We start from the raw sequence: 22378 nt of genomic DNA, 5'->3' as shown, positions 1-22378 counted from the left end.
TTGGTCACGGGCGGCAACAAGGGGATCGGACGCGCAACTGCGCATGCACTTGCGAAAAAATGACCAAGACGGAGGTTGACATGAAAATCGGTGTGAGTGGCGCCAGCGGCCATTTGGGCAGAGCCGTCGTTTCGGAACTGCTGCAGCGTCCCGACGGGCACGAGGTAGTGGCTATTACGCGCACGCCCGAAACCGTCTCTGGACCGACTCAGGGACGATTCGGGGACTACAACCGACCCGAAAGCCTTGCGCAGGCCTATGCGGGTCTCGACCGTCTGCTCATCATCCCGGCCCTGGAGCCCGGAAAGCGCGCGGCGCAGAACGTCGCAGCCATCGATGCGGCCGTGAGGGCGGGCGTCGAGCATATCGTCTTCATGTCGACCGCGGGCGCGCGGCAGGAGGAGGAGCCGGCGCTCAGCGCCTCCTATTGGCGGGGCGAGCAGCATCTTATCGCCACGGCGCCGGCCTGGACCATCCTGCGTATGAACTACTATGCCGAAGGTCTCGTGCAGCAGGCGCAGGCGTCGCTGAACCAGGGCGTGCTGACCGGGCTGGCCGAGAACCGGGTTGCTTTCGTTGCACGCGGTGACGTGGCAGCCGCCGCAGCCGGAATCCTGATCGGCGACGGCCATGCAGGAGCGATCTACAACGCTACCGGCCCCGAGCGCCTGTCGGGTGCGGAACGCGCGGCCCTTATCGCCGAAATCACTGGCCGGCCGCTGGCGTTCCGTGTCGTCACGCCAGAGCAACTGCGCGCCGGACTGACACAGGCGGGTCTGCCGGTGGAGGTCGTCAACATCGCCATCAGCATCCAGGCGAGCTTCGCGGCAGGTGCGTTCGACATTGTGACCGGCGACGTCGAGCGCCTTGGCGGCCGGCCACCCAAGCCTCTGCGCGACGTACTTGCCGGGGCGCTGAAATCTCCTTCGGCCTGAAGATTTGCACCCAAACCGAAACTACTCATTGGAGAACTGCCATGTCAAACACCAAAAAGCTCATCGCAGTCGTCGGCGCGACCGGTCATCAGGGCGGCGCCGTTGTGCGCGCGCTGCAGGCGAGCGGTCAATTCAAGGTACGCGCGTTGACGCGCAATCCGGACAAGCATCCGCAGTTGGCTGACGAAGTCGTGCTGGCGGATCTGGATCGTCCGCAAACACTGAAAGCCGCGTTTGCTGGAGCACACGGGGCTTTTCTGGTAACCAATTCCCGGGAACCGGGCACGGACGAGCGCAAGCAGGCACTCGCAGCCGTTCACGCGGCGAAAGATGCCGGCGTTCAGCACTTCATCTGGTCGACGCTTCCGAACGTGGAGACGATCAGCCGCGGCAAGCTCGATGTCCCGCATTTCACTGACAAAGCAAAAATCGACCGCATCGTGAGGGAGGCTGGATTCGCGCACCACACATTCGTGATCGCGCCGTTCTTCTACCAAAATCTGCTCGGCGTAATGGCTGCGCAGAAGCAAGCGGATGGAGCCATGGGTTGGGCGATACCGCTCGATCCGCACAAGCGCGTCATTCATATGGGCGACATCACCGAACTCGGCTACATCGTGGTTGGCGCATTCACGCAGCCGGAACTCGCGGGGCACGGCGAATATTTGCCGCTGGTCGGCGACTTCCTGAGCTTCAACGAGGTCATCGCCACGCTGAATCGACAGGGACACAAGTTCTCGTTCAAGCAAGTCCCGCAAGAACTCTTTGCCGGCTGGTTCCCAGGCGCCAGGGAAGTCGCACAGATGCTCGCCTACTTCGAGGCCCACACCTACCTCGGTGCGGATTCGCGCGACGCAATTGCGCTGGCCAACAGAGTCGCCGGCCGACAGCCGACGACGTTTGCCACGTGGGCTCGGGCGAACTTCGCGATCCCGGCACCCGCCTGAAAACACGACTCTGCGAAGAAGATCCCGAAGCGGTTGCAGAGCCGATGGTGGCCTTTCAAGAGACAACCGGGCGTCAGGGAATATTAGGCTCGCAGCCTATTTCGAAAACCTGGTCGAGGAAAAAGGAGGCGCAGCGTGAGCGTGCAGCTAAACCATACTATCGTCTGGTGCCGCGACAAGCAGAAATCAGCAACATTCTTCACGGAAGTTCTGGGCCTGCAATCCGCCACCCGATTCGGACCCATGCTGGTCGTTCAACTCAACAACAACGTTTCACTCGATTTCTACGAGAACGATGGCAAGACTTCCTCCCAGCATTATGCCTTCTTGATAAGCGAAGACGACTTCGATCAAATCTTCGCCCGCATCCACGATCGAGGGCTGCAGTATTGGGCAGACCCTGGCAAGCACCGGACTGGAGAAATCAACCGGAACGACGGTGGCCGTGGGGTGTATTTTGAGGACCCTGACGGTCATCTCCTTGAGGTCATTACTCGACCGTATGGGAGCGGCGGGTAGATGGGGCGCAGGGTAAGGTGGACGTGATATTGAATGTCGGCTTCTTGGTGATGCGGCCGGCAGCGATGATGGCTTCATCCTCGACCACCACCAGGTAGTCGTCGGTGCGATACAGCGCCTCGGCGTGTTGTAAGCCGAGGGCTTGCAGCACGCCCGGTGGAATCGCTACAGCTTCGGGCTGCTTGGCCGGGAAGTCCATGGCCAGGCGCCCGCCTTCGCGGCGCACCCGCAATTCACCGCTGCGGGTGGAGAAGCACAGCAGGTCACGGCTTTCACCGAGCTGTTCAAAGAGTACCCAGGCCGCCGCGAGGGTGGCGTGGCCACACAGGTCAACTCCTTTGAGGGAAAAAAAGGTAGTCTAGCCCCAAATTGCCATCATCCAGCGGGAAGGAATGAACGGTAATCACGCCCGTACGAATCCCCAAAATGACAAAGCCCAGCACAAGGCCGGACTCCACCACCCTACACACCAAGGATCGGTCACCAAATGAAACTAGCCTTCTTGGCTCTTACTGCCTGCTTGATCTTCCAGCCTGCCTTCGCAAGGTCTGATATTGATCGTCGCGCAGTAAACCCTGACGAATCGCAGCTGATCGAGCATGGCTCGTACATAAATAGCGACGGAAGAGCCGTACACAGCCCTGCCCACACGAAGTCAGATCGTGCACCAGAGGGCGCAACCGCCAAGTGCCGCGACAACTCCTACAGTTTTAGCCAGCACCGACGCGGCACGTGCTCACGGCATGGCGGCGTGATGGCTTGGCTGTAGATACAAAAAACCCAGCACTAAAACCGGGCTTTTTCGTTTCAGGTGACAACAGGAATCTCTGACCACCACAGCCCTCAGCCAACTCTGCTGACTGAGCCGCCCTACCTTTGATCAATTTCGATCTTTTGAGTTGGCTCTGAGCTGAAACTTGGGCGCTTGAGTCGCATACGCACTTGATGTGTATCGATTGACCCTTCGTTGGCAGGATATCGATCCCGAGTGTCAGCAATTGGTCGATGAAAATCAGCGCGATGTGTTTCAGGTCAGTCCGATGCGGGCGATGTTCGGGGTGAGTATGGCAGCGGGATCAAAACACCAGCTTGGAACCAATAAAAATCAGCATGACGGCCAGGCAAGGACGCAATACTTCGTCAGAAATGCGGCCGGATAAATGACTGCCAATGTAAATCCCTGGCAGTGACCCCATCAGTAGATAGCCTAATAGATGCCAATCCATATTACCCATGCTCGCATGGCCCAGACCGGCGACCAGCGTCAGGGGCACCGCGTGTGCGATTTCTGTTCCGACCAAACGCTTGGTGGCCAGAAAAGGGTACAGGATAAAGAGCGCCACAGTGCCCAAGGCGCCGGCACCGATGGAGGTCAATGCCACCATTGTGCCGAGTATCATGCCAGTGACCACGGTCAGCACGTTCAAGCTCGAGCCGCTGAGGTGATAGCGATCGCCGGCATGCTTATGGGCCAATGCCAGTAACTGCTTCTTGAAGAAAATGGCCAGCGCGGTCAGCAACAAGACAAAGCCCAATGCCTGCTTGATGATTGCATTCATCGCTTGGGGGTCAGTATGTAAATTCTTCAAAAACCACAGGGTAAGCATTACCGCCGGCACACTGCCAAGCGTCAGCCAGCCGGTAATAGTCCAGTCAATATTTTTGTTCTTTTTATGAACCAGTACGCCACCGGATTTAGTGATTGCAGCGTAAAGCAAATCCGTCCCGACTGCGGTTGCCGGGTTAATGCCAAACCATAAAAGAATGGGCGTCATTAAAGAGCCGCCACCCACACCGGTCATGCCGACAACAAACCCGACAACCAAGCCTGCAACCACAAAACCAATATTACTGAATTCCATTATCACGACCTACAAATCAAGCGCGACTACAAAAAATCTAGCCAGCAGCATAGCGATTTTTCTTATAATCATTTATACCGATACGATCTTACTTTATAACCTTTTCTCTATCGCACCCGATACTCCGCCAAGCTCTGCGCCAGACCTCGATACGCTCAAGACAATTGCATCGCCATAGCTGCAGCCCACATCCACGCGCCCGCTTCGGGTCGCATCGGCCTTGCAGGCGTGCAGGCGCTGATCGCGGCGTTTACTTCACCGCACCGGCCTTCCTCACCGCCGCGAGCCAGGCGGGGTTCAATTGGTACTGTTCGGTATCGATTGCCAGAGCCTCCATGCACACCTTGTGTTGGTCGATCTCTCGCACCATCTGGCTGAGGGCGCTGGAGTTGCCATCCAGCTGGTGCATCTGCGTTAACCCCAGATGATAAAAGCGAAGCAGTTTCATCGCCGTCGGATCACCGGCCAGCACGCCGTCGGTGACCTGATGCATGGCGTTGGTAATGCTCATCAGACTACGCTTGAGCTGCCAGCCGTAAACGGCCGGTGCCATCCATGGCTGCGACCAGAACTTGATCCGAATCAGCGCCACGCTCAGCACCAGCGCGGCAACAACCCCGCCCAGATTCAAACGGAAATTATCGCCACCGGGTTCGCCTGCCAGCATCACGGCAACGCTGGACAGCACCATCGCCAGCAGCACGAAGATCAGGGCAATGATCAGTGTGCTGCGGCGCGTTTGCCGTCGATAGGTCTCAGGACTCATCTGCTTGATCTCGAACATCACTGCTGCAGGACTCCGTTGAGTTGAATTTAAAATTGCGCGGCATTATTGCCTGTAGCGATGGGCACTGACACGTTTAATGAATCGGCCCACCTTTCCTGGACGTTGCCTTGGGGTCAACGTGGTCAAAAACCAGTTGCCACAACCCGGGTCATAAGCGCCCGAACCGCTGCCTGTACTCCAGGGGCGTCAGCTTCGTAAGCTCCTTGAACATGCGCCGCAGGTTCGAATCGCTGCTGAATCCCAGCTCGGCGCAGATAGCGCTGACCGACGATGAGGTGAGAATGAGACGTTCGCTGGCTTGATTCAATTTGATACGGCGCGCATAGGTTGCAATCGGAACCCCGGTTTTGCCCATCACCTTGCGCGCGAGGGTGCGTTGAGCCATACCGAGTCGCTCAGCCAGCCGCTGCACCGTAATCTCTTGCGCGGGCAACTGCTCGACCAGACCATGCAACTTGCGCAACAACACCGAGGACTGCTCGATCATGCTCATGGCTTGAAAGATGCCATGGGTCTGCACGGGGCGTGGGAGCACCATTAACTTGATCAGATGATGCAACGCGTCCGGACTGACATAGCGCTCTACCAATGCCTGTGCGATTGGCTGGTAGCCATTCACGCCAGATGCCGTGGCGGTACGGTCGTTCACAATGCAGTTCTGCTCAGTCTGCCACTTCACCTTTTTATAACGCTGGGCCATCGACTCTGCCAGCCACCACGTCACAGTTGCAGACTGCCCGTTGAGCCCACCGCTCGCCGCCAAGAGGCTTACGCCACTGCAATAACTCCAGAGCATCAAGGTGTTCGCGCGAGTCGCCAATGCCGATATCAGGGCCCCGCTTTCGCCGATCATCGCGTCTACCTGCGATGCCGATTCAGCCCAGAAACCGGGCACCAGAATCGCGTCCAGATCAGCCTGCCCGAGCGTTTCGTTCACCTGCAACGAGACGCCTTGAGCGCACTCGACCAACCCTGTCTGCAACGCGACAAAGCGAGTTTCAAAAAGCGTGTGACCTACCAGGCGATTGGCGGCGTTAAGCAAGTCTGAAAATGCAAACAACCCTGCTGGCATGCAGCGCGGGAAAAGCAGCAAGCCGATTCGATATATTTTGGTCATGGCATAAAATGAACTGATTATGTCTTGGCGCGCCATTCTCCGCCGTTAAACGTATAGACACAATCAAGCCTCTTCCAAGAGGCCACGCCATGCATATCCATCAACTTCGCAACGCGACAATCATTGTGGAATTGGGCCCCCATCGAATTCTGATCGATCCGATGCTCGCCCCCAAAAATGGACTGCCACCCTTGCGTCTATTCGGCGCGAGGCAACGCAACCCCATGGTCGAGTTGCCGGAATCGGCAGCGCCAGCGCTTGAATCGGTGACCCATTGCTTGATTACCCACTGCCAGAAAGGCCACTTCGACCATCTCGATCGAGCAGCGGAAAAGTGGTTACGAGAGAAACGAATCCCGGTGATCTGTACGCCGCACGATGCCGGTTATCTGAGCGATCGCGGATTGAACGTCCAATCCTTGCCGAAAGATCATGAGCAACCGAATCCATTTCTCGGCGGCCAGATCCGAACCGTCCGTTGCACCCATGGAAGTGGGCTGGTCGGCAAACTGATGGAGCATGGTGTCGGGTATTTGATCGAAGTACCGGACGAACCCAGTCTCTACCTCAGTGGAGATACATTATTGACCGCTACTGTCAGGGAGTTCGTGGCGCGGCATCAGCCGCACATTAGCGTCATTCCCGCCGGCGGTGCCCGATTCGATCTGGGAGGCGACATCATCATGGGCCTCGATGAAGCTCTCGAATTCACCAGACTGGTGCCGGGCCTCGTCATCGCCAACCATCTGGAAGCACTCAGCCATTGCCCCGTGACCCGCAAGACGTTAGCCGATGCGGCACGACACGCGGGGGTTGAATCACGCTTACGCATTCCGGCAGATGGCGAGAGATTGAACGTCACCCTTCCCGACCGTGAGACGCAGCGGCCTCATCCTGAATCGCTGCGGGCTTCGTAGCCCCTACCGATGGGCACAGTACAGCGAACGGCTATGGAGCACTGAAGCGTGATGGGTGCGCTCGGGATTTGTTTCAGATGAAAGGAAAGAGGATCAGCGGTCATACGCGGGGTTGCGGAGGCTGCTATTCCTTCCCATGGGAGAAGTCATTTCAGGCTGGCCAGGGTGCGGGCCGGGAACAGACGCGTGGCCGTGGTCGCGGCGCCCGCCCGGTACGCGAAAAGAAGAACAGGTGCCAATCCCTATCCGGAGGTGGCAGATGCTATACATCGTCAGTTGGTCGATCAGTCCCGAACGTCGCAATAGCGCAATCGAGCGTTTTCTCAAAACAGGTGGAGCTCCACCCGCAGGCGTAACCATGCTGGGACGCTGGCATGCCGTAGGACGCATGACTGGTTTTGGCGTCGCAGAGGCCAGTGATGTTGCGCTGATACAGAAATGGGTACTGGAGTGGAGTGACCTCATCAGTATGGAGATTCTCCCGGCACTGACCGATGAGCAGGCAGCTCCGCTACTGGCAGCAGCAATCGGCAAGCAATAATCTGCGGCTGAAAAGGCGCTGACCAAAAAGGGGCACCCATTAGCACTTGAGACCGGCTAATGGGCGCACCCGTTTCCCATTGAAGGTAGCTTCAAACGACGCGTATCCCGACTACATCGCAGGACGTTGCAGTTTGACCCACTCCTGCACCGTAGGTCGCTGCCATTGGCGCTGGGCGTATTCCAGCGCAGGATTTGATGCAGGCGAGAAGGACCCGCCATGCCGAATCCCAGGCGTGCAGTGGGCGAGCGATTAATGTGATGCCCGATGGATCAGAGGGTGGCAAAAGGTAGGCTATGTTTACTGAGTGTCGACTTCGGGTCGTTTGAGCGCAGGTAAACCTTGTCGCCGGATACCCGGTCGATAGCCGCACCCCATCCAGATTTGCCGGTGACCCCGTCGGTGGTGGTAACCGGCCTGTTTCATTCGCTGGAGAACGCCCCTTGATATCGACGCGACGTGTGGCCAGGCTCAAAGCCTGGGGTGCCCACGGCTTTACCGCCACCGGAGTGGTGATCGCTTTCCTGGCGACTCTCGCCTTGTTCGATAATCAGCCCACAGCCTGCCTGCTGTGGCTGGGCGTAGCCCTGATCGTCGATGGTGTGGACGGCTGGCTGGCGCGCAAGGTCAATGTCCAGACGGTACTGCCGCATTTCGACGGATCCGTGCTGGATCTGGTCATCGACTACCTGACCTACGTGTTCATCCCGGCCCTGTTCATCTACCGTTACATCGACTTGCCCGCCTACACCCCGTTGCCGAGCACTTCAGTGATCCTGGTCTCGTCGCTCTTTTGCTTCTGCAACGTCAACATGAAGAGCAACGACAATTACTTCCAGGGGTTCCCCGCCACATGGAACGTCGTCGCCCTGTGCCTCTACATCGTTGCCCCACCTTCCTGGCTGACGCTGCTCACCATCATCGGCCTGGCGCTGTTGACGGTGACCCGAATGAAGTTCCTTCACCCGTTCCGCGTGCGCCGGTTCATGCCGATCAACATTGCCGTGACGTCCATCTGGATGCTGTGCAGCCTGTCACTGGTGCTCAACCATCCCGCCATCAACCCGTTGGTGATGGGGCTGTGGCTCGCAATGTCGGCTTACTTTCTGGGGGTCTGCATCTGGCGCACGGCCCTGGACGGGTTCGACGGATCCCGTGAGTAAAGGAGCGTTCATGCCTATCCATATCGTGCGACTCGGTTCACCCCGAACACCTCATGAAGGTCTGCGCCTGGGTACAGTACGCCGGCCACCGCGTGGCGTACCGAAGGGCGAATTCGCCAGCCGCGACTTTTACGACACCTGGCTCCCCCTCCTGTCCCCCAGCGCAGAACTGATAGCGCAAGCTAAAGCCGCAGCAGACGAAAAAGCCTGGGAAACCTTTCGGCGCAAGTTCAAGGCCGAGATGAACCACTCGGCCCCCAGCCAACTGCTTGATCTGTTGAGCGCCTTGTCCCATCAGACATCGCTGGCCATCGGCTGCTACTGCGAGGATGAGCGCCACTGCCATCGCTCGGTGCTACGCGAACTGCTGAGCGCTCGTGGAGCACAGGTTGTGCCGCCTGAAGCCTCGTAGTCGGAGCGGCACCCGCCGGGTCAAGTCCTTCGGGTATTTGAAGCACGAAATCAGCTTCTGAAAATCCGACTGCATAGCTCAGAGCCCGGCAAAGAGAAAAGGCATAAAGATTTATTGTCGGCCTACGAATACAAGAAGAGCCATGGGCGTTTGATGGCCGATGGCTCTTCACGGGCAGCTATGCTTTCTGCGCTACTCGCTCGACTCTTGAAGGCTCAAGCGTTGCTCTTTCCCATTTGGCAATGACCAAGGGTGCAATCGCATTGCCCAGCACGTTCAGCGTGGTGGTGCCGCTATCGATAATCCTGAAGATACCCGCGATAAGTGCTACCCCCTCCAATGGAAGACCGGCAGACGCCAATGTGGCGGAAAGGATGATGATGGCAAACCCCGGCACCCCGGCAGCACCTTTGGACGTCAGCACCATCGTGACCACCAGCAGAATCTGCTGAGACAGCGACAGGTCGACACCATAGAGTTGTGCGACAAAAATGGTCGCCACGCCGAGGAAGATAGACGCGCCATCCAGGTTGAATGCATACCCTACAGGCACCACAAAACTGACGATGCGACGTGGAACGCCATAGTTCTCCAGCTTGCTCATTAACTGCGGCATTACGGCCGCCGATGCTGCACTCGAAAAAGCCAGAATCAGCTCATTCCTGAAGTACTTGATCAGCTTGAAAATATTCTCGCCAATCAGGTAGCAGACACCGCCGAGCACCACCAGAGCAAAGAGAATCAGTGCCAGGTAAACCACACCGATCAACTTGAGCAAAGGCAACAGCGAGGCAAAGCCAAAGGTCGCAACGGTAGCACCGATCATTCCAAATACACCGATCGGCGCATAAGCCATGACGATTGAGACGACCTTGAACATTGCATCAGAGATACCTTGAATCACCGCAACCACCGGCGCACTTTTCTCTCTGGGGAGCGAGTTCAATGCCAGGCCAAACAGCACCGCGAAGAACAGCACCGACAACAGCTTCGCTTCCGACATCGCTACAAAAACGTTATCGGGGACGATGTTCTGCAAGATAACAAGGGCGCCCTTGGAAGGCTCCAGGTTCATCGAGGCGCTGCTGTGCGAGATTCCCGAAATGTCAGTGCCTGTTCCAGGCTCGAAAATATTCGCGAAGCACAAGCCCATTACAATGGCCAGACCGGTAACCGCAAAGAAGTAACCCAGCGATTTCAGGCCCATACGACCAAAGGACTTGTTATCACCGCCTCCTGCGATGCCCAGAATCATGCAACAGAACACGATTGGAACAACGACCATCTTCATCATTTTGATGAAGATATCGCCAAGCGGTTTGAGGATTTCAGTACTGACCCACAATTGATACTGCGGATGTGTATTGAAGTACCAACCGACGAGCACGCCAAGCAAAAGCCCGGCAATTATTTGCCAAACCAAAGGGATACGTTTCATGTCTAGCCTTCTTGTTGGAATGAACGTTCTGCGTTACGAGGCAGTAGCTAGATTCATGAGCTTCCAGCTCACTTGAGATCAAATGGCACAACGCTGTTGTGCCATTACTTTTGTTATTTGGCGAAGAGCTGGCTCATATCCTTGAAGGCCTTGAATTCCAGGGCATTACCGCACGGGTCGAACAAAAACATGGTGGCTTGCTCGCCAACCTGCCCTTTGAAACGAATGTAGGGTTCGATCACAAATTCGGTACCAAAGGACTTCAGGCGCTCGGCCAACGCTTCCCATTGTTCCCAGCCCAGAATAATGCCGAAGTGCGGAACAGGAACGTCATGCCCGTCTACCGGATTGCTATGGACGCTCTCTTGGGAAGCCGTCTTGGGGTGTTCGTGAATGACCAGTTGGTGGCCATAGAAGTTGAAGTCGACCCATTGCGTGCTGGAACGACCCTCCTCCAGTCCGAACACCTCACCGTAAAAGGTGCGGGTTGCCGCGAGGTCATAAACAGGAATTGCCAGGTGAAAGGGAGAGAGGCTCATCAGAACTCCAATTGCGGTGTTTTTATAGGTTTATAAAATCGGAACAGCGAATTAAGGCCGTCCGACGGTTTTGAGCACCGTCCAAAAACTTCGGGGTTTTGAACGGAGTGGATGGGGTCATCCTAGAGGTACAGACCAAGCAAAAAAATCAATATATTTTTCTTAGAAACACAATTAATATTTGTGAATGATCAAAGAACTGAAAACACTTATAGCCGTCGCGCGGGAAGGCACCTTTGCCGCTGCCGGGAACAAGATTGGTCTTACCCAGGCCGCAGTGAGCGCCCAGATGCAACGCCTGGAAGCCGAGCTCGGCTTCGAGATTTTCGACCGCAAGGGACGCTCCGCCCACCTCAACCGGATGGGCCATCAAATACTCCTGCAGGCGCAGGAGTTGCTTCGACTTTATGACAGCCTGGGCTCCACCACGGTCGGGCTCCCCGCCAGTGTCCTGGTGAACATCGGCGCAATCGCTTCCGTGCAGCGCTCTTTTTTACCGGACGCGCTGGCCAAATTTCACCAACAATGCCCCCAATGCCGAACCCGTGTGATCCCGGGTCTATCAATGGAATTGGTCAACCTGGTGGATGCGGGCGAAATCGACATGGCGGCGATCATTCGCCCCCCTTTCTCGCTTCAAAGCGATCTGCGCTGGACGACGTTGACACTCGAACCCTATCGGCTGATCGTTCCGTGCGATGTTCCTGGAGAGGATTGGTCGGAACTGCTTTCCAGCCAGCCGTTCATTCGCTATGACCGATCATCATTCGGCGGCCGGCAAGTCGACCGCTTCCTGCGACAAACGCATTTCACCTTGCGTGAGGTATGCGAGCTGGATGAACTGGAGGCCATCGTCAAACTGGTCGCCAATGGTGTCGGCGTAGCCCTGGTGCCTCAGACCGCGACTCATCAAGACTGGCCCACCGGGGTGCGCGCCCTTGATCTGGGTCAGCACACCTTCCATCGTGATATCGGTCTCGTGCATCGGTCTCGGCAAAGCTTCACCGAGCCAGTCAGGATACTGGCCCAGCTTATTGGTGAGCAGGTTCAGAACAGGCCCTGAGCCAAACCTGCCCGATATCCGTCCCCAGGACTAATTGCCCCGCCCACCGGCGAAGGACCATTCATCCGCCGCGGTCGTGCTAATAACCACCACAACGGCCTCTGGATCAAGGCCTGGCGCCTGGTTCAACTTCTCGACCAGATGATGAAAGAAGCGCTGTTTCGTCGTGTTATCGCGGGGGCGGCCGGCGGTAAGTCTTGAGGTAAGGATCACGCGCAATACCAAATTGCTTGCAATGATTGATGGTGGCGGCCTGGACCTGGCCTGGGAAACCGGACACATCCAGGCACGTTTTTAGCCTTGAAGCGCCTCCATCAGTACCTGCACCAATTGTCCGCCTTCTGGCGTCGCCCAGCTTCCGGCGAGTTCCGCAATCAGCTGGTTGGTCGTGGTCAGCGTCACGCCGCCTTTATCCATCCGACGCAGGGCGATGTCATCGGCCATTACGGTCGGTGAGCCACCACCATCGGCCACCACCTGAACTTCATAGCCGTCGCGCACCAGGCTCAGGGCCGGATAGACCGTGCAGACGTCATTGGTGACACCGGCAATGATGAGTTTTTTACGACCCGTAGCCTTGACGGCGGCGGCGAAGTTTTCATCGTCCATGGCGTTGACGATACCCAGGCGTTTGACGCGGGAAGCGAACTCGGCGGGCAGGATCTGCTCCAGTTCACTGAGCAGCGGTCCCTGAGCGTACTCCTCCATGCTGGAGGTCAGGACCACCGGAAGTTTCAGAATGCTGGCCGCCTTGGCGAGCATCAGCGCGTTGCGTTTGAGCTCTTCGAAGGGAATGGATTTCACCCAGCCCATGGTCCCCACCTGGTGGTCGATCAACAGCAGGGCGGCATTGTCGGCACTGAATTTTTCGTACGGCATGATGATTCTCCTGGCAGTAAGGTTGGGGCTCTAGCGCCCCGGGTTTGGGACTGTTTCGATCATTCAACGAGGTTGCAGCTTTCCGAACGCGCCACGCTGGTAGCCGTCAATGGCTTCGGCCAGCGCCTCTGAAGAGGCAAGCGCCAGCGGCCCTTGCCAATACACTGGTTGATTCAGCGGGACACCGGAAAACAGCACGGCCTTGGCGTTGCCCTTGGGTGCGCTCAACCTGACCACGCGATCGTCACGCTGCGGGAGTTTCACCGGCAGCGCGGGTTCGATGAGGCTGAAGGGGTCGCCATCGACCCACACTTCGCCGTCAATCGGCATCACGAACGCCACATGGCCTTCGGGGATCGGCACGCTGACTTCAGCGCCGTTCTCGAGAGAGATGTCCAGCACGCTCACTTCGGTGGGCACCGACATGGGCGATGACACTTGGGCGAAGCTGCCCAGTGGCACGCGCACCTTGACCCCTGGCAACCGCACCACGGGCACATCCTGGGCTTCGAGACTGAGCGCAAACGGTGCGTCCGCTTGGCGCTCCTGCGGCAAGTTGATGAAGATTTGCAGCATGTGTACCGTCTTGCCCGGCTCGGCGGGCACTTCCTCATGCACCACACCTTTACCCGCCGCCGTCCAATGCAGCCCTCCAGGCTGAATCAGGTTGCGATTGCCCAGAGAGTCCCGGTTATCAATCCCGGTCTCGGAATCGAGAAACAGATACGACACTGCTGAAAACCCCGCATGCGGGTGTGGTGGAAAAGTTGGCCCGCTGATCCAGCCATGGTCGACCGCGAGGAAGGGGTCGATGGGCTCGGCGGACTGACCTCCCCGCAGCGTGAAAGCACGGAAGTGGTTGCCGTGATTCATACGCTGTAGTCGTGCGACGGTCGTCATGGCTGTTTCCTCAGGCGCTTTGTGCCGGGCTCATGGCCGGGTAATCGATATACCCCTGCGCGCCCGGTGCGTAGAACGTGTCTTTGTCCGGAACATTAAGCTCGGCGCCTGCACGAAAGCGCTCGGGCAGATCGGGGTTGGCGAGGAATGCGCTGCCAAAAACTGTCGCATCGGCCCGTCCCTCAACGATCAGGGATTCGGCGGAGCGGTGGTCAAGTCCGCCACCGATCAGGTAGCTGCCGTCGAACAGTGGGCGCAACAACGCGTGGTAGTCGACGCTGGCCCCGAACAATGCGACGTGCAGATAGGCGAGATTGAGCCCACGAAGTTGCTCGACCAGATGGGTGTAGGTTTCTTGCGGCTTGGCATCAAGGATGTCGTTGAAGTTCATTTCAGGCGAGATCTTGAGGCCCACCCGATCACTACCAATCTCCGTCGATACCGCGGCCAGCACGTCCAGTACAAAGCGAACACGGTTTTCAACCGATCCGCCGTACTCATCCGTGCGCTGATTGCTGCCAGTCGAGAGAAACTGTTCAGGCAGATACCCGGAAGCGGCATGCAACTCGACACCGTCAAAACCGGCCTCGATGGCCAGGCGCGCCGCCTGCCGGTAGCCCTCGATGACCGCGGCAATCTCCACCACGCTCAGCGCATGGGGGATGACGAAGTCCTGAAGGCCGGTCGCGGTCCAGGTCTGGCCGGCGGGTTTGATCGCGGAGGGTGCCTGTGGCTGGGCGCCATCAGGTAACAGCGAAGGGTGCGAAATGCGTCCGCAGTGCATCAGTTGCATGAAGATCCGGCCATCGCGAGCATGCACGGCCTCGGTGATCTGCTTCCACGCGGCGACCTGCTCGGCGGTTTCGATGCCTGGGGTACGGACATAGCCCTGGCCAAGCGCAACGGGGAACACGCCTTCACTGATGATCAGGCCGGCGCTGGCGCGTTGTGCGTAATAAGTCGCAACCAGTTCGCCTGGTACGCCGGCATCGTCGGCACGCGAGCGCGTCATCGGGGCCATGACCATACGATTGGACAAGCTATAGCGACCCACACGGACTTGAGAAAAAAGCGAATTCATTGCGGTGCTCCTCTGTAAACGATGTGGCTATCATTGATCAATCTGAATCCGGGATAAACCGGGTAAAATTGAAATGACTGATCCACTGATGGAGCAATAGCATTGGAATTTCTGAACGATATGGCTCTGTTCGTCGAGGTCGTGAAAGCTCGCAGCTTCCGCCGAGCCGCGGAGGCGATGGGGATGCCGAACTCGACGCTGTCTCGTCGAATAAGTGGCCTGGAAAAGGCCATTGGATTACGGCTACTGCACCGCACAACGCGCAAGATCGAACTGACCGAGGCGGGTCAGCTGTACTTTGATCGATGCAAACGCATCGTCGACGAAGCCAGGCTGGCCCATGAACAGCTGGGGGAAATGCTTGCCCGACCCAGTGGCGTACTGCGTGCCTCGCTCCCGGTGGATTTCGCCAATATCTACCTGGCGCCGCTGATTGCCGAGTTTGCCCGGCTTTATCCCGGTATCAGCTTCGAGTTCGATCTGACCCCGCGTCAGGTCGATCTGGTGAGTGAGCCGGTCGATGTGGTCATTCGCATGGGAGAGCCTGCGAGTTCGAACCTGATCGCCCGTAAGCTCGCCAGTTTTCGGCGCTGTCTTTACGCCTCGCCCCACTATCTGGAACTGTCCGGTGAGCCTGCTCATCCCTCGGATCTGACCAACCACGAATGCCTGCGGTTGCGCGGGACGCATGCTGACCGCTGGACGCTGTCAAACAATGAAGGGGCTGTGGAAGTTGAGATTGGTGGGCGATTCGAACTCAACAGTGTGGGAATGATTCGACGTTTGGCGACGCTTGATCTGGGTATCGCGTTACTAGCGGAAGGTATCGCTGCGCAAGACCTTGCCAATGGAACACTGCGCAAAGTCTTGCCGCAGTGGCAAGCCACACCTATCTCGGTTTATGCCCTCACCGAGACGCGGCTGTTGCCGGCGAAAACCCAGCGATTTATCGAGTTTCTGCGCGAACGACTCGACAATGCATAGCGCTAACCTTTTGCAAAGAACGAGGCCGCTATGTCTAGTCCTGAAACAGGTTTGCCTGTTTCACTCAAACGCCCGATGCACTGCATCGGGCGTTTTGTATTTCAGTCGAGTGTCGATTCCGACTCATCCAGGTGGTCGATGTGCTTGAAGCGTTCGACCAGGAAATCAATCAGGCAGCGCACCCGCGCGGACAGGTGCAACTGTTGCGGATAAACCGCATAGACATCCGCGCGGGTCGGTGTCTGATCCTCCAGCACCAGACGCAGGCGACCACTACGCACATAACGAGCAATGTCCCATTCGGCCCGAAGCAGAATGCCGTAGCCTTCCAGCGCCCAATTCAATGCCACTTCACCGTCGTTGCAGCCTAAGGCGCCACGCACCTTGATGTTTTGCGTGCGCCCACCGTTGGTAAAACTCCACACACCGTACGGTGTTTCGTTTTGCCGCAGGAATATGCAGTTGTGTTGCTGCAAATCCGCCAGGCGTTGAGGTACGCCGTGCTTTTCCAGGTACAGCGGCGAGGCGCATAACAAACGGCGATTGGACGCGATCTTTCGGGCGTGGAAGGCGGCATCCGGCAGCGTGCCGAAACGAATGCCCAGATCAAACCCGTGAGTCGCCAGGTCCAGCGGGTGATCGCTGATTTCCAGCTGTATTTCCACCTCGGGGTAGAGCGCGAAGAACGCGGCCAATGCCGGGCCGATGTAGCGACGACCAAACCCTAGCGATGCGTTGACGCGAATCAGGCCCTTGGGGGTTGCCCGACTGCTGCTGATCAGCTGCTCGACCTCATCGATCTGCGTCAGGATGCGAGCGGCATGTGAGAAATACAGCTCACCTTCCGAGGTCAGGCTCATCGAACGTGTGGTGCGGTTGACCAAGCGTATCCCCAGCCGGGCTTCCAGCGCCGTCAGGCGTTTGCTCACCGCCGGCGGCGTAACACCCAGCTCTCGAGCGGTCGCAGCCAGGCTGCCCTGGTTGGCCAGCAGGTAGAAAAAAGACAAATCCAATGACTGATTCATTCGTAACTCAAAGTTATGTATGTAGTGATTTTGAGTAACTCACACCTCTTTGCTCACTACATATACTCCCTTCACACCCTGCTTGGACAGACCGGTTCGACAGGCACAACAAGAACGTAACGAGAGTGGAGTTGATTGATGAGCGTATACAAAATTGCTGCGGTTCCCGGTGATGGCATTGGTGTGGAAGTGATCGCCGCAGGCGTTGAGGTGCTGCAAGCCCTGTCGAAAAAATCCGGTTTCGAACTGGACTTCAAACACTTCGACTGGAACTCCGATAACTACCTGAAAAACGGTTACTACATCCCCGAAGGTGGCCTGGAAGAACTGAAAACCTTCGACGCCATCTTCTTCGGCGCGGTCGGCGCCCTCAACGTACCGGATCACATTTCGCTCTGGGGCCTGCGCCTGCCAATCTGCCAGGGCTTCGACCAGTACGCCAACGTGCGCCCGGCTCGGGTGCTGCCTGGGGTAAAAAGCCCGCTGCACAACGGTGACCAGATCGACTGGGTGGTGGTGCGTGAAAACTCCGAGGGCGAATACTCCGGCAACGGCGGTCGCGTCCACAGAGGCCTGCCCGAAGAAGTCGCCACCGAGGTGTCCGTGTTCACCCGTGCCGGGGTTGAGCGCATTCACCGTTTTGCCTTCGAACTGGCGCAAAGCCGTCCACGCAAGCACCTGACCATGGTCACCAAGTCCAACGCCCAGCGTCACGGCATGGTGTTGTGGGACGAGATCTTCTACGAAGTCGCCAAGGATTTTCCGGACGTGAAGATCGATAAGGAGCTGGTCGACGCCGTTACCACGCGCATGGTACTCAAACCGTCGACGCTGGACGTCATCGTCGCCACCAATCTGCACGCCGACATCCTGTCCGATCTGGCCGCAGCCCTGTCCGGCAGCCTGGGCATCGCGCCGACCGCCAACCTGAACCCATCGCGCAAATTCCCCTCGATGTTCGAACCGATCCATGGCTCGGCCTTCGACATCACCGGCAAAGGCGTCGCCAACCCGATCGCAACGTTCTGGACGGCGGCAATGATGCTCGAACACCTCGGCGAAGCGGCAGCGGCGAAACAATTGATGTCTGCCATCGAGGCCGTGACCGAAAGCGGTCTGCATACCCCTGATCTGGGCGGCAAAGCCACTACCCGGCAGATCACCGATGCGGTGATCGAGTTGATCGACCGCTGATGTTGTTCGCGGATTCAAAGTAGTACTGCGGCACAACGCCAGGGGGCCGATCACCGATCCGACCCCTTGGCATTTCCTGACAACAATAAAAAATCAGGGCCCTGTCATGAAAAGAATTTTTGGCAAACTGTACGTACAAGTCCTCATCGCCGTCATCCTCGGCGCAATCGTCGGGGTGCTCGTTCCCGAAACCGGGACAGCGCTCAAACCCCTCGGCGACGCGTTCATCAAATTGATCAAGATGCTCCTCGCTCCGGTGATTTTCCTGACCGTGGTCACGGGCATTGCACGCATGGAAAGCATGAAGGAACTGGGCCGTGTCGGTATTCGCGCGCTGCTCTACTTCGAAGTGGTATCCACACTGGCACTGGTCGTCGGTCTTGTCGTCGTCGATGTGTTCAAGCCCGGCGCAGGCATGAACATCGATGCCGCCACGCTGGACACCTCAAGTCTGGCGACCTACACCACGGCAGCGAAACACACCTCGTTCATGGACTTTGTGATGAACATCGTCCCCGACACCATCGTGGACGCGTTCGCCAAAGGCAATGTGCTGCAAATTTTGCTGTTTTCCATCCTGCTCGGCATTGCCCTGGCACAGGTGGGGCCACGCGGAAAGGTTTTCGTTGATGCGCTGGATAGCCTGATGCAGGGCATGTTCCGCATCGTCAACATGGTCATGCGCCTGGCACCTATCGGCGCATTCGGAGCGATTGCCTTCACCATTGGCAAATACGGCTTCGGCTCGCTGTTCTCCCTCGGCAAGCTGATGGCCTGCGTGTACCTGACCTGCGCGGTGTTCGTGATCTTCGTGCTGGGCCCGATCTGCCGCTACAGCGGTTTCAGCCTGTGGAAGTTTCTGCGATTCATCAAGGAAGAGCTGCTCACCGTACTGGGCACCAGCTCCTCGGAGTCGGTGCTGCCGCAGATGATTTCCAAGATGGAAAAGGCCGGTGTTTCCAAGCCTGTGGCCGGGATGATCATTCCCTCCGGCTTGACCTTCAACCCGGACGGTCAGGCGATCTACTACACCATCGCAGCAATCTTCATTGCCCAGGCGACGAATACACCGCTCACTCTCACTGATCAATTGATCGTACTGGCTGTGCTGATGTTCACCTCCAAAGGCTCTGCGGGTGTAACCGGTTCGGGGTTCATCATTCTTGCAGCCACGTTAGCGTCGCTCGGTACCATTCCGGTGGCGGGTATGGTGCTACTGTTGGGCGTCGACCGGTTCATGTCGGAAGCGCGAGCAATCACCAACACCATCGGCAATGGCGTCGGCACCATGGCCATCGCCAAATGGGTCGGAGCGCTGGACACGGTGAAGATGAACAAGGCGCTGAATCGGGAGGTAGAAGAGGACAAGCCCGAGACGGTACAGGCAGACATCATCGCCGCGCCTTCATCGACGGCAGCCAGCGCCTTGTTGCCTGGCCTTAAAAGCGCCTCTCAGGCATAAGACGTCGGGTGGTGTGTAGTTGTAGCGATCACCACCCGGGATATTCGATTTTTGTTGATACTCAAGAGGACCAGTCCCTGAGCTCACTTCTAAAGGAATAGTATGTCGGCGAGACCGAATCAGGGTTTCGCTGGGCAGCTCATTCAGCCGGTCTGGTGCGAGCGGCCGCTCGCACCGACGTGTTGAGCGCCACGGCGGCGCGAATGAGCGCCTTCAACGCGTCTTCATCAATCCTGTCGCCCTCATGGACATCAATGGCACGTCGGGTGTTGCCTTCGAGGCTGGAGTTGAAGAGACCTGAAGGATCCTCCAGCGAGGCGCCCTTGGCGAAGGTCATCTTCACGACATTCTTGTAGGTCTCACCGGTGCAGATGATTCCACCGTGCGACCACACCGGAACCCCCCTCCACTTCCATTCCTCGACCACATCGGGGTCGGCCTGCCGGATGAGCGTTCGGACCCGGGCAAGCGTCTCGCCCCGCCAATCACGCAGCTCCTCGATTCTCGCATCTATCAGCTGAGAGGCAGAGCCTTCCCCCTCTCCTTCCTTTGAGCCGATCTTCTGCGTCTTCATGGTGGTTGCCGCCTTCTTCATGATGGTTGTCGTCCTCGACCCTTTGCGGACAGTCCGAAGTGCCTATGAAACCAGGAGCGATTCAGTCCAGGAGCCAGGCACATTTCTATCTAGACGTTAAATATCTGCAAGAACATCCGTGTGAAACCGAACACGTGAAACTCCTCGCAGACTGCCCCGACGCATAGCGCCATGGCTGGCAGCACAGGGGATTACTTCTGACTATCCATCGCAGCGGTCTTGATCGGCTCACGGTGTTTTCCATTCTGTTCCATCGTGCAGCATAGCGTTGAGCCTGATCAGCAGGACTCTCATGCAGGCAAGAGCGCCTTGAAACCTTCGTGATTCCTGATGACGTTCCAGCTCCCACTGGAAAGCTCAAAAGCCCCCGAGAGGATCGCGCCTGACCTCGATCAACAATAAGTGGCTGTTTTCAAACCAATTTGTGTGTTTTGGGTCTTCCCAGACGAAGCGAAAGTTGATAAATTTCCGCGCACTCCTGCAGAGGCCCTTACAGGGCTTGTCGCGAAAGGAAGCAACATCTCGATGTTGCTCGCGAGCCGCAAAGTCAGGAAGAGAGTGCTGGCCACTCGTAGCAACAGATACAGGGGCGTCGCCAAGCGGTAAGGCAGCAGGTTTTGATCCTGCCATGCGTTGGTTCGAATCCAGCCGCCCCTGCCATTTTCCTTATAGTCATCCAGGTGTAACTCAGCCGGCAGGTATTGCGCGAGTCCAGGATGATCGTCTTTACAGGGAACGCCAAAGCCGATCCGGCCCGGCGTTCTTATGTCATCTTAGAATCATCTAGCCGCCCCCCCCCACCTCTCAGAGCCGGGGAAAGCGACTCTCGCCTGCTGCTAAACAGAGTTGGCGGTACGCGCCAACCAGTTGATCAAGCGTGAACGCACGATTTCGTCCACTAGGATTGGGCAGGACCCATACCGAGGCATTACCAAAGGTCTTTGACTGCAGCCCCCAGGTAATTTCTCGTTGGCCGGATAACGCGCAATACGCAGCTTTACCGAGAAAAGCCACAAAGCGTGGCGCATAGCGCGCGATCTTTTGTTCAAAATCGGCAGCGGCAGCGATAAATTCATGTAAAGACAGCTGATCCGCTCGCGCCGTAGGCCGTTCAACCACTGCCGTTAATCCACACTGATACTGCAAGATCGTCCGATCGTTTTCCGGGCGTATTTCCTGCGGCGTAAAGCCGGCGAGATGGAGTGTGCGCCAGAAGCGATTGCCTCTGCCCGCAAAATGATGCCCAAGGGCTGCGGCAGCCACTCCGGGATTAATGCCACAAAAAATCACTGCAAGATGCTCGTCAAGAATATCTTCGAGTCTTTCACCCACCATAAAAGCCTCTCATCCGCAGATCACGCCGACCGCATTGCGTGCAAGCTCCGTCAGTTCTGCGCGAGATTTGCCCGCCCGTGCACGTATCGAAATGCTGTGCAGCAGGGATGACGCGAGTATGGCAAGGGCCGCAGGGTCGACATCGCCTTTCAACTCGCCGGCATCGATTGCTGCTCGTAGACGCGTTTCGAGATCGGCATCGAGCCTGCTGAGCCGATCCGAAAGAACCTCTCGTATTTCAGAATCCTCGACAGCCTCGGTCGTCGCCGTGCCGATCGCAAAGCAGCCACGCGCTTGGCCGTCACCTGAAAAGTAGATCGACAACTGCCCCTCATAGAAACGCATCAACGCCTGGCGCAATGTCAGATCGCTGTCCGTCAGCGCCTCATGCATGGCAGCAGCGGCAAATTCCCAATACTGCTCCAGCGCCTTGATATAGAGCGCGTGCTTGTCACCGAATGCCGCATAGAGGCTTGGGCGATTCATTCCGGCCGCAGTGGCGATGCTATCCAGAGAAGCGCCGGAATATCCGGTGCTCCAGAACACACCCAGCGCTTGCTGCAGCGCTGTCTGCGGGTCATACGCGCGGGGGCGGCCTCGGCCTTTCCCCTCTGCAATCTTTTTTTGTGCCATGTTGTACAAAATCCTTGAATGAAGGTTAGCCAGTCGATATTCTTACATAA

24 protein-coding genes, 1 tRNA gene and 4 pseudogenes are annotated in these 22378 nt (G+C 57.5%); 15 read left to right on the top strand and 14 right to left on the bottom strand.

Features of this window, described 5'->3' with window-relative positions; translation table 11 throughout:
• Window positions 1-80 precede the first annotated feature (80 nt).
• From AC07VR_RS20910 to AC07VR_RS20900, 3 genes are all read left to right on the top strand, one after another.
• Window positions 81-935, top strand: coding sequence for an SDR family oxidoreductase (locus tag AC07VR_RS20910; RefSeq protein ID WP_495012415.1), 855 nt, complete (start codon window positions 81-83; stop codon window positions 933-935).
• Between the two features lie 41 nt (window positions 936-976).
• Entirely contained in the window at window positions 977-1882 is a 906-nt protein-coding gene (locus tag AC07VR_RS20905) for an NmrA/HSCARG family protein (protein ID WP_495012414.1), read from the top strand.
• Between the two features lie 135 nt (window positions 1883-2017).
• On the top strand, window positions 2018-2401 hold the full coding sequence (locus tag AC07VR_RS20900) for a VOC family protein (protein WP_495012413.1): 384 nt from the start codon (window positions 2018-2020) through the stop codon (window positions 2399-2401).
• Window positions 2402-2432: 31 nt separating this feature from the next.
• Here AC07VR_RS20900 and AC07VR_RS20895 read toward each other — a convergent pair.
• Window positions 2433-2735 (bottom strand): annotated as a pseudogene (locus tag AC07VR_RS20895) (PhzF family phenazine biosynthesis protein); the annotation flags it as partial.
• A gap of 153 nt (window positions 2736-2888) precedes the next feature.
• Here AC07VR_RS20895 and AC07VR_RS20890 point away from each other — a divergent pair.
• Window positions 2889-3170, top strand: a complete 282-nt coding sequence (locus AC07VR_RS20890; protein WP_495012412.1) for a DUF3761 domain-containing protein — start codon at window positions 2889-2891, stop codon at window positions 3168-3170.
• 307 nt (window positions 3171-3477) lie between these two features.
• Here AC07VR_RS20890 and AC07VR_RS20885 read toward each other — a convergent pair whose 3' ends face one another.
• The 3 genes from AC07VR_RS20885 to AC07VR_RS20875 form a co-directional block, all read right to left on the bottom strand.
• The gene (locus AC07VR_RS20885; RefSeq protein ID WP_494993014.1) at window positions 3478-4263 is read right to left on the bottom strand and encodes a sulfite exporter TauE/SafE family protein; all 786 of its coding nucleotides are present in this window, start codon (window positions 4261-4263) and stop codon (window positions 3478-3480) included.
• A gap of 250 nt (window positions 4264-4513) precedes the next feature.
• A complete protein-coding gene (locus tag AC07VR_RS20880; protein WP_495012411.1) occupies window positions 4514-5047 on the bottom strand; it encodes a DUF3087 domain-containing protein in 534 nt (177 codons plus the stop codon).
• Between the two features lie 151 nt (window positions 5048-5198).
• Window positions 5199-6203: a GlxA family transcriptional regulator gene (locus tag AC07VR_RS20875; protein ID WP_495012410.1), complete on the bottom strand. Its 1005-nt coding sequence runs from the start codon at window positions 6201-6203 to the stop codon at window positions 5199-5201.
• A 53-nt stretch (window positions 6204-6256) separates the two neighbouring features.
• Between AC07VR_RS20875 and AC07VR_RS20870 the strand changes: the two genes are divergently transcribed.
• The 4 genes from AC07VR_RS20870 (at window position 6257) to AC07VR_RS20855 (ending at window position 9200) form a co-directional block, all read left to right on the top strand.
• The gene (locus AC07VR_RS20870; RefSeq protein WP_495012409.1) at window positions 6257-7084 is read left to right on the top strand and encodes an MBL fold metallo-hydrolase; all 828 of its coding nucleotides are present in this window, start codon (window positions 6257-6259) and stop codon (window positions 7082-7084) included.
• A gap of 259 nt (window positions 7085-7343) precedes the next feature.
• Window positions 7344-7625 carry a DUF3303 domain-containing protein gene (locus tag AC07VR_RS20865; protein WP_494993018.1) on the top strand — a complete coding sequence of 94 codons (282 nt, stop codon included), beginning with the start codon at window positions 7344-7346 and terminating at the stop codon, window positions 7623-7625.
• 443 nt (window positions 7626-8068) lie between these two features.
• The gene (gene pcsA, locus AC07VR_RS20860; protein WP_494993019.1) at window positions 8069-8788 is read left to right on the top strand and encodes a phosphatidylcholine synthase; all 720 of its coding nucleotides are present in this window, start codon (window positions 8069-8071) and stop codon (window positions 8786-8788) included.
• A 10-nt stretch (window positions 8789-8798) separates the two neighbouring features.
• Window positions 8799-9200, top strand: coding sequence for a DUF488 domain-containing protein (locus tag AC07VR_RS20855; RefSeq protein WP_495012408.1), 402 nt, complete (start codon window positions 8799-8801; stop codon window positions 9198-9200).
• Between the two features lie 178 nt (window positions 9201-9378).
• On the opposite strand, the gene AC07VR_RS20850 is transcribed toward AC07VR_RS20855, so the two are convergent.
• Window positions 9379-10638 carry a cation:dicarboxylate symporter family transporter gene (locus AC07VR_RS20850; RefSeq protein WP_495012407.1) on the bottom strand — a complete coding sequence of 420 codons (1260 nt, stop codon included), beginning with the start codon at window positions 10636-10638 and terminating at the stop codon, window positions 9379-9381.
• 113 nt (window positions 10639-10751) lie between these two features.
• Window positions 10752-11177, bottom strand: a complete 426-nt coding sequence (locus tag AC07VR_RS20845; RefSeq protein WP_494993022.1) for a VOC family protein — start codon at window positions 11175-11177, stop codon at window positions 10752-10754.
• Window positions 11178-11364: 187 nt separating this feature from the next.
• On the opposite strand from AC07VR_RS20845, the gene AC07VR_RS20840 reads away from it, so the two are divergent.
• Window positions 11365-12240: a LysR family transcriptional regulator gene (locus AC07VR_RS20840; protein ID WP_495012406.1), complete on the top strand. Its 876-nt coding sequence runs from the start codon at window positions 11365-11367 to the stop codon at window positions 12238-12240.
• A gap of 30 nt (window positions 12241-12270) precedes the next feature.
• Here AC07VR_RS20840 and AC07VR_RS20835 read toward each other — a convergent pair.
• Window positions 12271-12435: pseudogene (locus AC07VR_RS20835) on the bottom strand (tautomerase family protein); the annotation flags it as partial.
• On the opposite strand from AC07VR_RS20835, the pseudogene AC07VR_RS20830 reads away from it, so the two are divergent.
• A pseudogene (locus tag AC07VR_RS20830) lies at window positions 12425-12520 on the top strand (LysR family transcriptional regulator); the annotation flags it as partial. The pseudogenes AC07VR_RS20835 and AC07VR_RS20830 sit on opposite strands and share 11 nt — an antisense overlap.
• 14 nt (window positions 12521-12534) lie before the next feature.
• On the opposite strand, the gene AC07VR_RS20825 reads toward AC07VR_RS20830, so the two are convergent.
• The 3 genes from AC07VR_RS20825 to AC07VR_RS20815 form a co-directional block, all read right to left on the bottom strand.
• Entirely contained in the window at window positions 12535-13119 is a 585-nt protein-coding gene (locus AC07VR_RS20825) for an isochorismatase family protein (protein WP_494993024.1), read from the bottom strand.
• A 63-nt stretch (window positions 13120-13182) separates the two neighbouring features.
• On the bottom strand, window positions 13183-14019 hold the full coding sequence (locus AC07VR_RS20820; protein WP_495012405.1) for a pirin family protein: 837 nt from the start codon (window positions 14017-14019) through the stop codon (window positions 13183-13185).
• Window positions 14020-14029: 10 nt separating this feature from the next.
• Window positions 14030-15100 carry an alkene reductase gene (locus AC07VR_RS20815; RefSeq protein ID WP_495012404.1) on the bottom strand — a complete coding sequence of 357 codons (1071 nt, stop codon included), beginning with the start codon at window positions 15098-15100 and terminating at the stop codon, window positions 14030-14032.
• 102 nt (window positions 15101-15202) lie between these two features.
• On the opposite strand from AC07VR_RS20815, the gene AC07VR_RS20810 reads away from it, so the two are divergent.
• Window positions 15203-16084: a LysR family transcriptional regulator gene (locus AC07VR_RS20810; RefSeq protein WP_494993027.1), complete on the top strand. Its 882-nt coding sequence runs from the start codon at window positions 15203-15205 to the stop codon at window positions 16082-16084.
• Window positions 16085-16185: 101 nt separating this feature from the next.
• On the opposite strand, the gene AC07VR_RS20805 is transcribed toward AC07VR_RS20810, so the two are convergent.
• Complete coding sequence (locus tag AC07VR_RS20805) at window positions 16186-17109, bottom strand: LysR family transcriptional regulator (RefSeq protein ID WP_495012403.1); 924 nt, start codon at window positions 17107-17109, stop codon at window positions 16186-16188.
• A gap of 138 nt (window positions 17110-17247) precedes the next feature.
• Between AC07VR_RS20805 and AC07VR_RS20800 the strand changes: the two genes are divergently transcribed.
• Both AC07VR_RS20800 and AC07VR_RS20795 read left to right on the top strand, forming a co-directional pair.
• On the top strand, window positions 17248-18303 hold the full coding sequence (locus tag AC07VR_RS20800) for a tartrate dehydrogenase (RefSeq protein ID WP_494993029.1): 1056 nt from the start codon (window positions 17248-17250) through the stop codon (window positions 18301-18303).
• A 106-nt stretch (window positions 18304-18409) separates the two neighbouring features.
• Window positions 18410-19765, top strand: a complete 1356-nt coding sequence (locus AC07VR_RS20795) for a dicarboxylate/amino acid:cation symporter (RefSeq protein ID WP_495012402.1) — start codon at window positions 18410-18412, stop codon at window positions 19763-19765.
• 139 nt (window positions 19766-19904) lie between these two features.
• Here the strand turns inward: AC07VR_RS20795 and AC07VR_RS20790 are convergent, their stop codons facing one another.
• Window positions 19905-20339, bottom strand: a complete 435-nt coding sequence (locus AC07VR_RS20790) for a DUF1801 domain-containing protein (protein ID WP_494993097.1) — start codon at window positions 20337-20339, stop codon at window positions 19905-19907.
• Window positions 20340-20783: 444 nt separating this feature from the next.
• Between AC07VR_RS20790 and AC07VR_RS20785 the strand changes: the two are divergent.
• Together AC07VR_RS20785 and AC07VR_RS20780 are read left to right on the top strand one after the other, a co-directional pair.
• Window positions 20784-20966 (top strand): annotated as a pseudogene (locus tag AC07VR_RS20785) (hypothetical protein); the annotation flags it as partial.
• Window positions 20946-21020, top strand: a tRNA-Gln gene (locus tag AC07VR_RS20780). The pseudogene AC07VR_RS20785 and the gene AC07VR_RS20780, both read left to right, overlap by 21 nt.
• A 144-nt stretch (window positions 21021-21164) precedes the next feature.
• On the opposite strand, the gene mug is transcribed toward AC07VR_RS20780, so the two are convergent.
• Together mug and AC07VR_RS20770 are read right to left on the bottom strand one after the other, a co-directional pair.
• A complete protein-coding gene (gene mug, locus AC07VR_RS20775) occupies window positions 21165-21692 on the bottom strand; it encodes a G/U mismatch-specific DNA glycosylase (RefSeq protein WP_495012462.1) in 528 nt (175 codons plus the stop codon).
• A gap of 12 nt (window positions 21693-21704) precedes the next feature.
• A complete protein-coding gene (locus tag AC07VR_RS20770) occupies window positions 21705-22328 on the bottom strand; it encodes a TetR/AcrR family transcriptional regulator (protein ID WP_495012401.1) in 624 nt (207 codons plus the stop codon).
• Window positions 22329-22378: the final 50 nt, after the last annotated feature.

This window comes from Pseudomonas sp. GW821-FHT02H09 (genome assembly GCF_059421425.1).
This window is presented reverse-complemented; position numbering and strand designations above follow the sequence as displayed.

Coding starts and splice junctions, on each gene's coding strand:
- AC07VR_RS20820 (WP_495012405.1), bottom strand. CDS start 14,019: ATGACGACCGTCGCACGACTACAGCGTATGAATCACGGCAACCACTTC.
- AC07VR_RS20800 (WP_494993029.1), top strand. CDS start 17,248: ATGAGCGTATACAAAATTGCTGCGGTTCCCGGTGATGGCATTGGTGTG.
- AC07VR_RS20840 (WP_495012406.1), top strand. CDS start 11,365: ATGATCAAAGAACTGAAAACACTTATAGCCGTCGCGCGGGAAGGCACC.
- AC07VR_RS20795 (WP_495012402.1), top strand. CDS start 18,410: ATGAAAAGAATTTTTGGCAAACTGTACGTACAAGTCCTCATCGCCGTC.
- AC07VR_RS20790 (WP_494993097.1), bottom strand. CDS start 20,339: ATGAAGACGCAGAAGATCGGCTCAAAGGAAGGAGAGGGGGAAGGCTCT.
- AC07VR_RS20890 (WP_495012412.1), top strand. CDS start 2,889: ATGAAACTAGCCTTCTTGGCTCTTACTGCCTGCTTGATCTTCCAGCCT.
- AC07VR_RS20815 (WP_495012404.1), bottom strand. CDS start 15,100: ATGAATTCGCTTTTTTCTCAAGTCCGTGTGGGTCGCTATAGCTTGTCC.
- AC07VR_RS20870 (WP_495012409.1), top strand. CDS start 6,257: ATGCATATCCATCAACTTCGCAACGCGACAATCATTGTGGAATTGGGC.
- AC07VR_RS20770 (WP_495012401.1), bottom strand. CDS start 22,328: ATGGCACAAAAAAAGATTGCAGAGGGGAAAGGCCGAGGCCGCCCCCGC.
- AC07VR_RS20855 (WP_495012408.1), top strand. CDS start 8,799: ATGCCTATCCATATCGTGCGACTCGGTTCACCCCGAACACCTCATGAA.
- AC07VR_RS20910 (WP_495012415.1), top strand. CDS start 81: ATGAAAATCGGTGTGAGTGGCGCCAGCGGCCATTTGGGCAGAGCCGTC.
- AC07VR_RS20885 (WP_494993014.1), bottom strand. CDS start 4,263: ATGGAATTCAGTAATATTGGTTTTGTGGTTGCAGGCTTGGTTGTCGGG.
- AC07VR_RS20825 (WP_494993024.1), bottom strand. CDS start 13,119: ATGCCGTACGAAAAATTCAGTGCCGACAATGCCGCCCTGCTGTTGATC.
- AC07VR_RS20850 (WP_495012407.1), bottom strand. CDS start 10,638: ATGAAACGTATCCCTTTGGTTTGGCAAATAATTGCCGGGCTTTTGCTT.
- AC07VR_RS20875 (WP_495012410.1), bottom strand. CDS start 6,203: ATGGCGCGCCAAGACATAATCAGTTCATTTTATGCCATGACCAAAATA.
- AC07VR_RS20865 (WP_494993018.1), top strand. CDS start 7,344: ATGCTATACATCGTCAGTTGGTCGATCAGTCCCGAACGTCGCAATAGC.
- AC07VR_RS20880 (WP_495012411.1), bottom strand. CDS start 5,047: ATGTTCGAGATCAAGCAGATGAGTCCTGAGACCTATCGACGGCAAACG.
- AC07VR_RS20905 (WP_495012414.1), top strand. CDS start 977: ATGTCAAACACCAAAAAGCTCATCGCAGTCGTCGGCGCGACCGGTCAT.
- AC07VR_RS20805 (WP_495012403.1), bottom strand. CDS start 17,109: ATGAATCAGTCATTGGATTTGTCTTTTTTCTACCTGCTGGCCAACCAG.
- AC07VR_RS20845 (WP_494993022.1), bottom strand. CDS start 11,177: ATGAGCCTCTCTCCCTTTCACCTGGCAATTCCTGTTTATGACCTCGCG.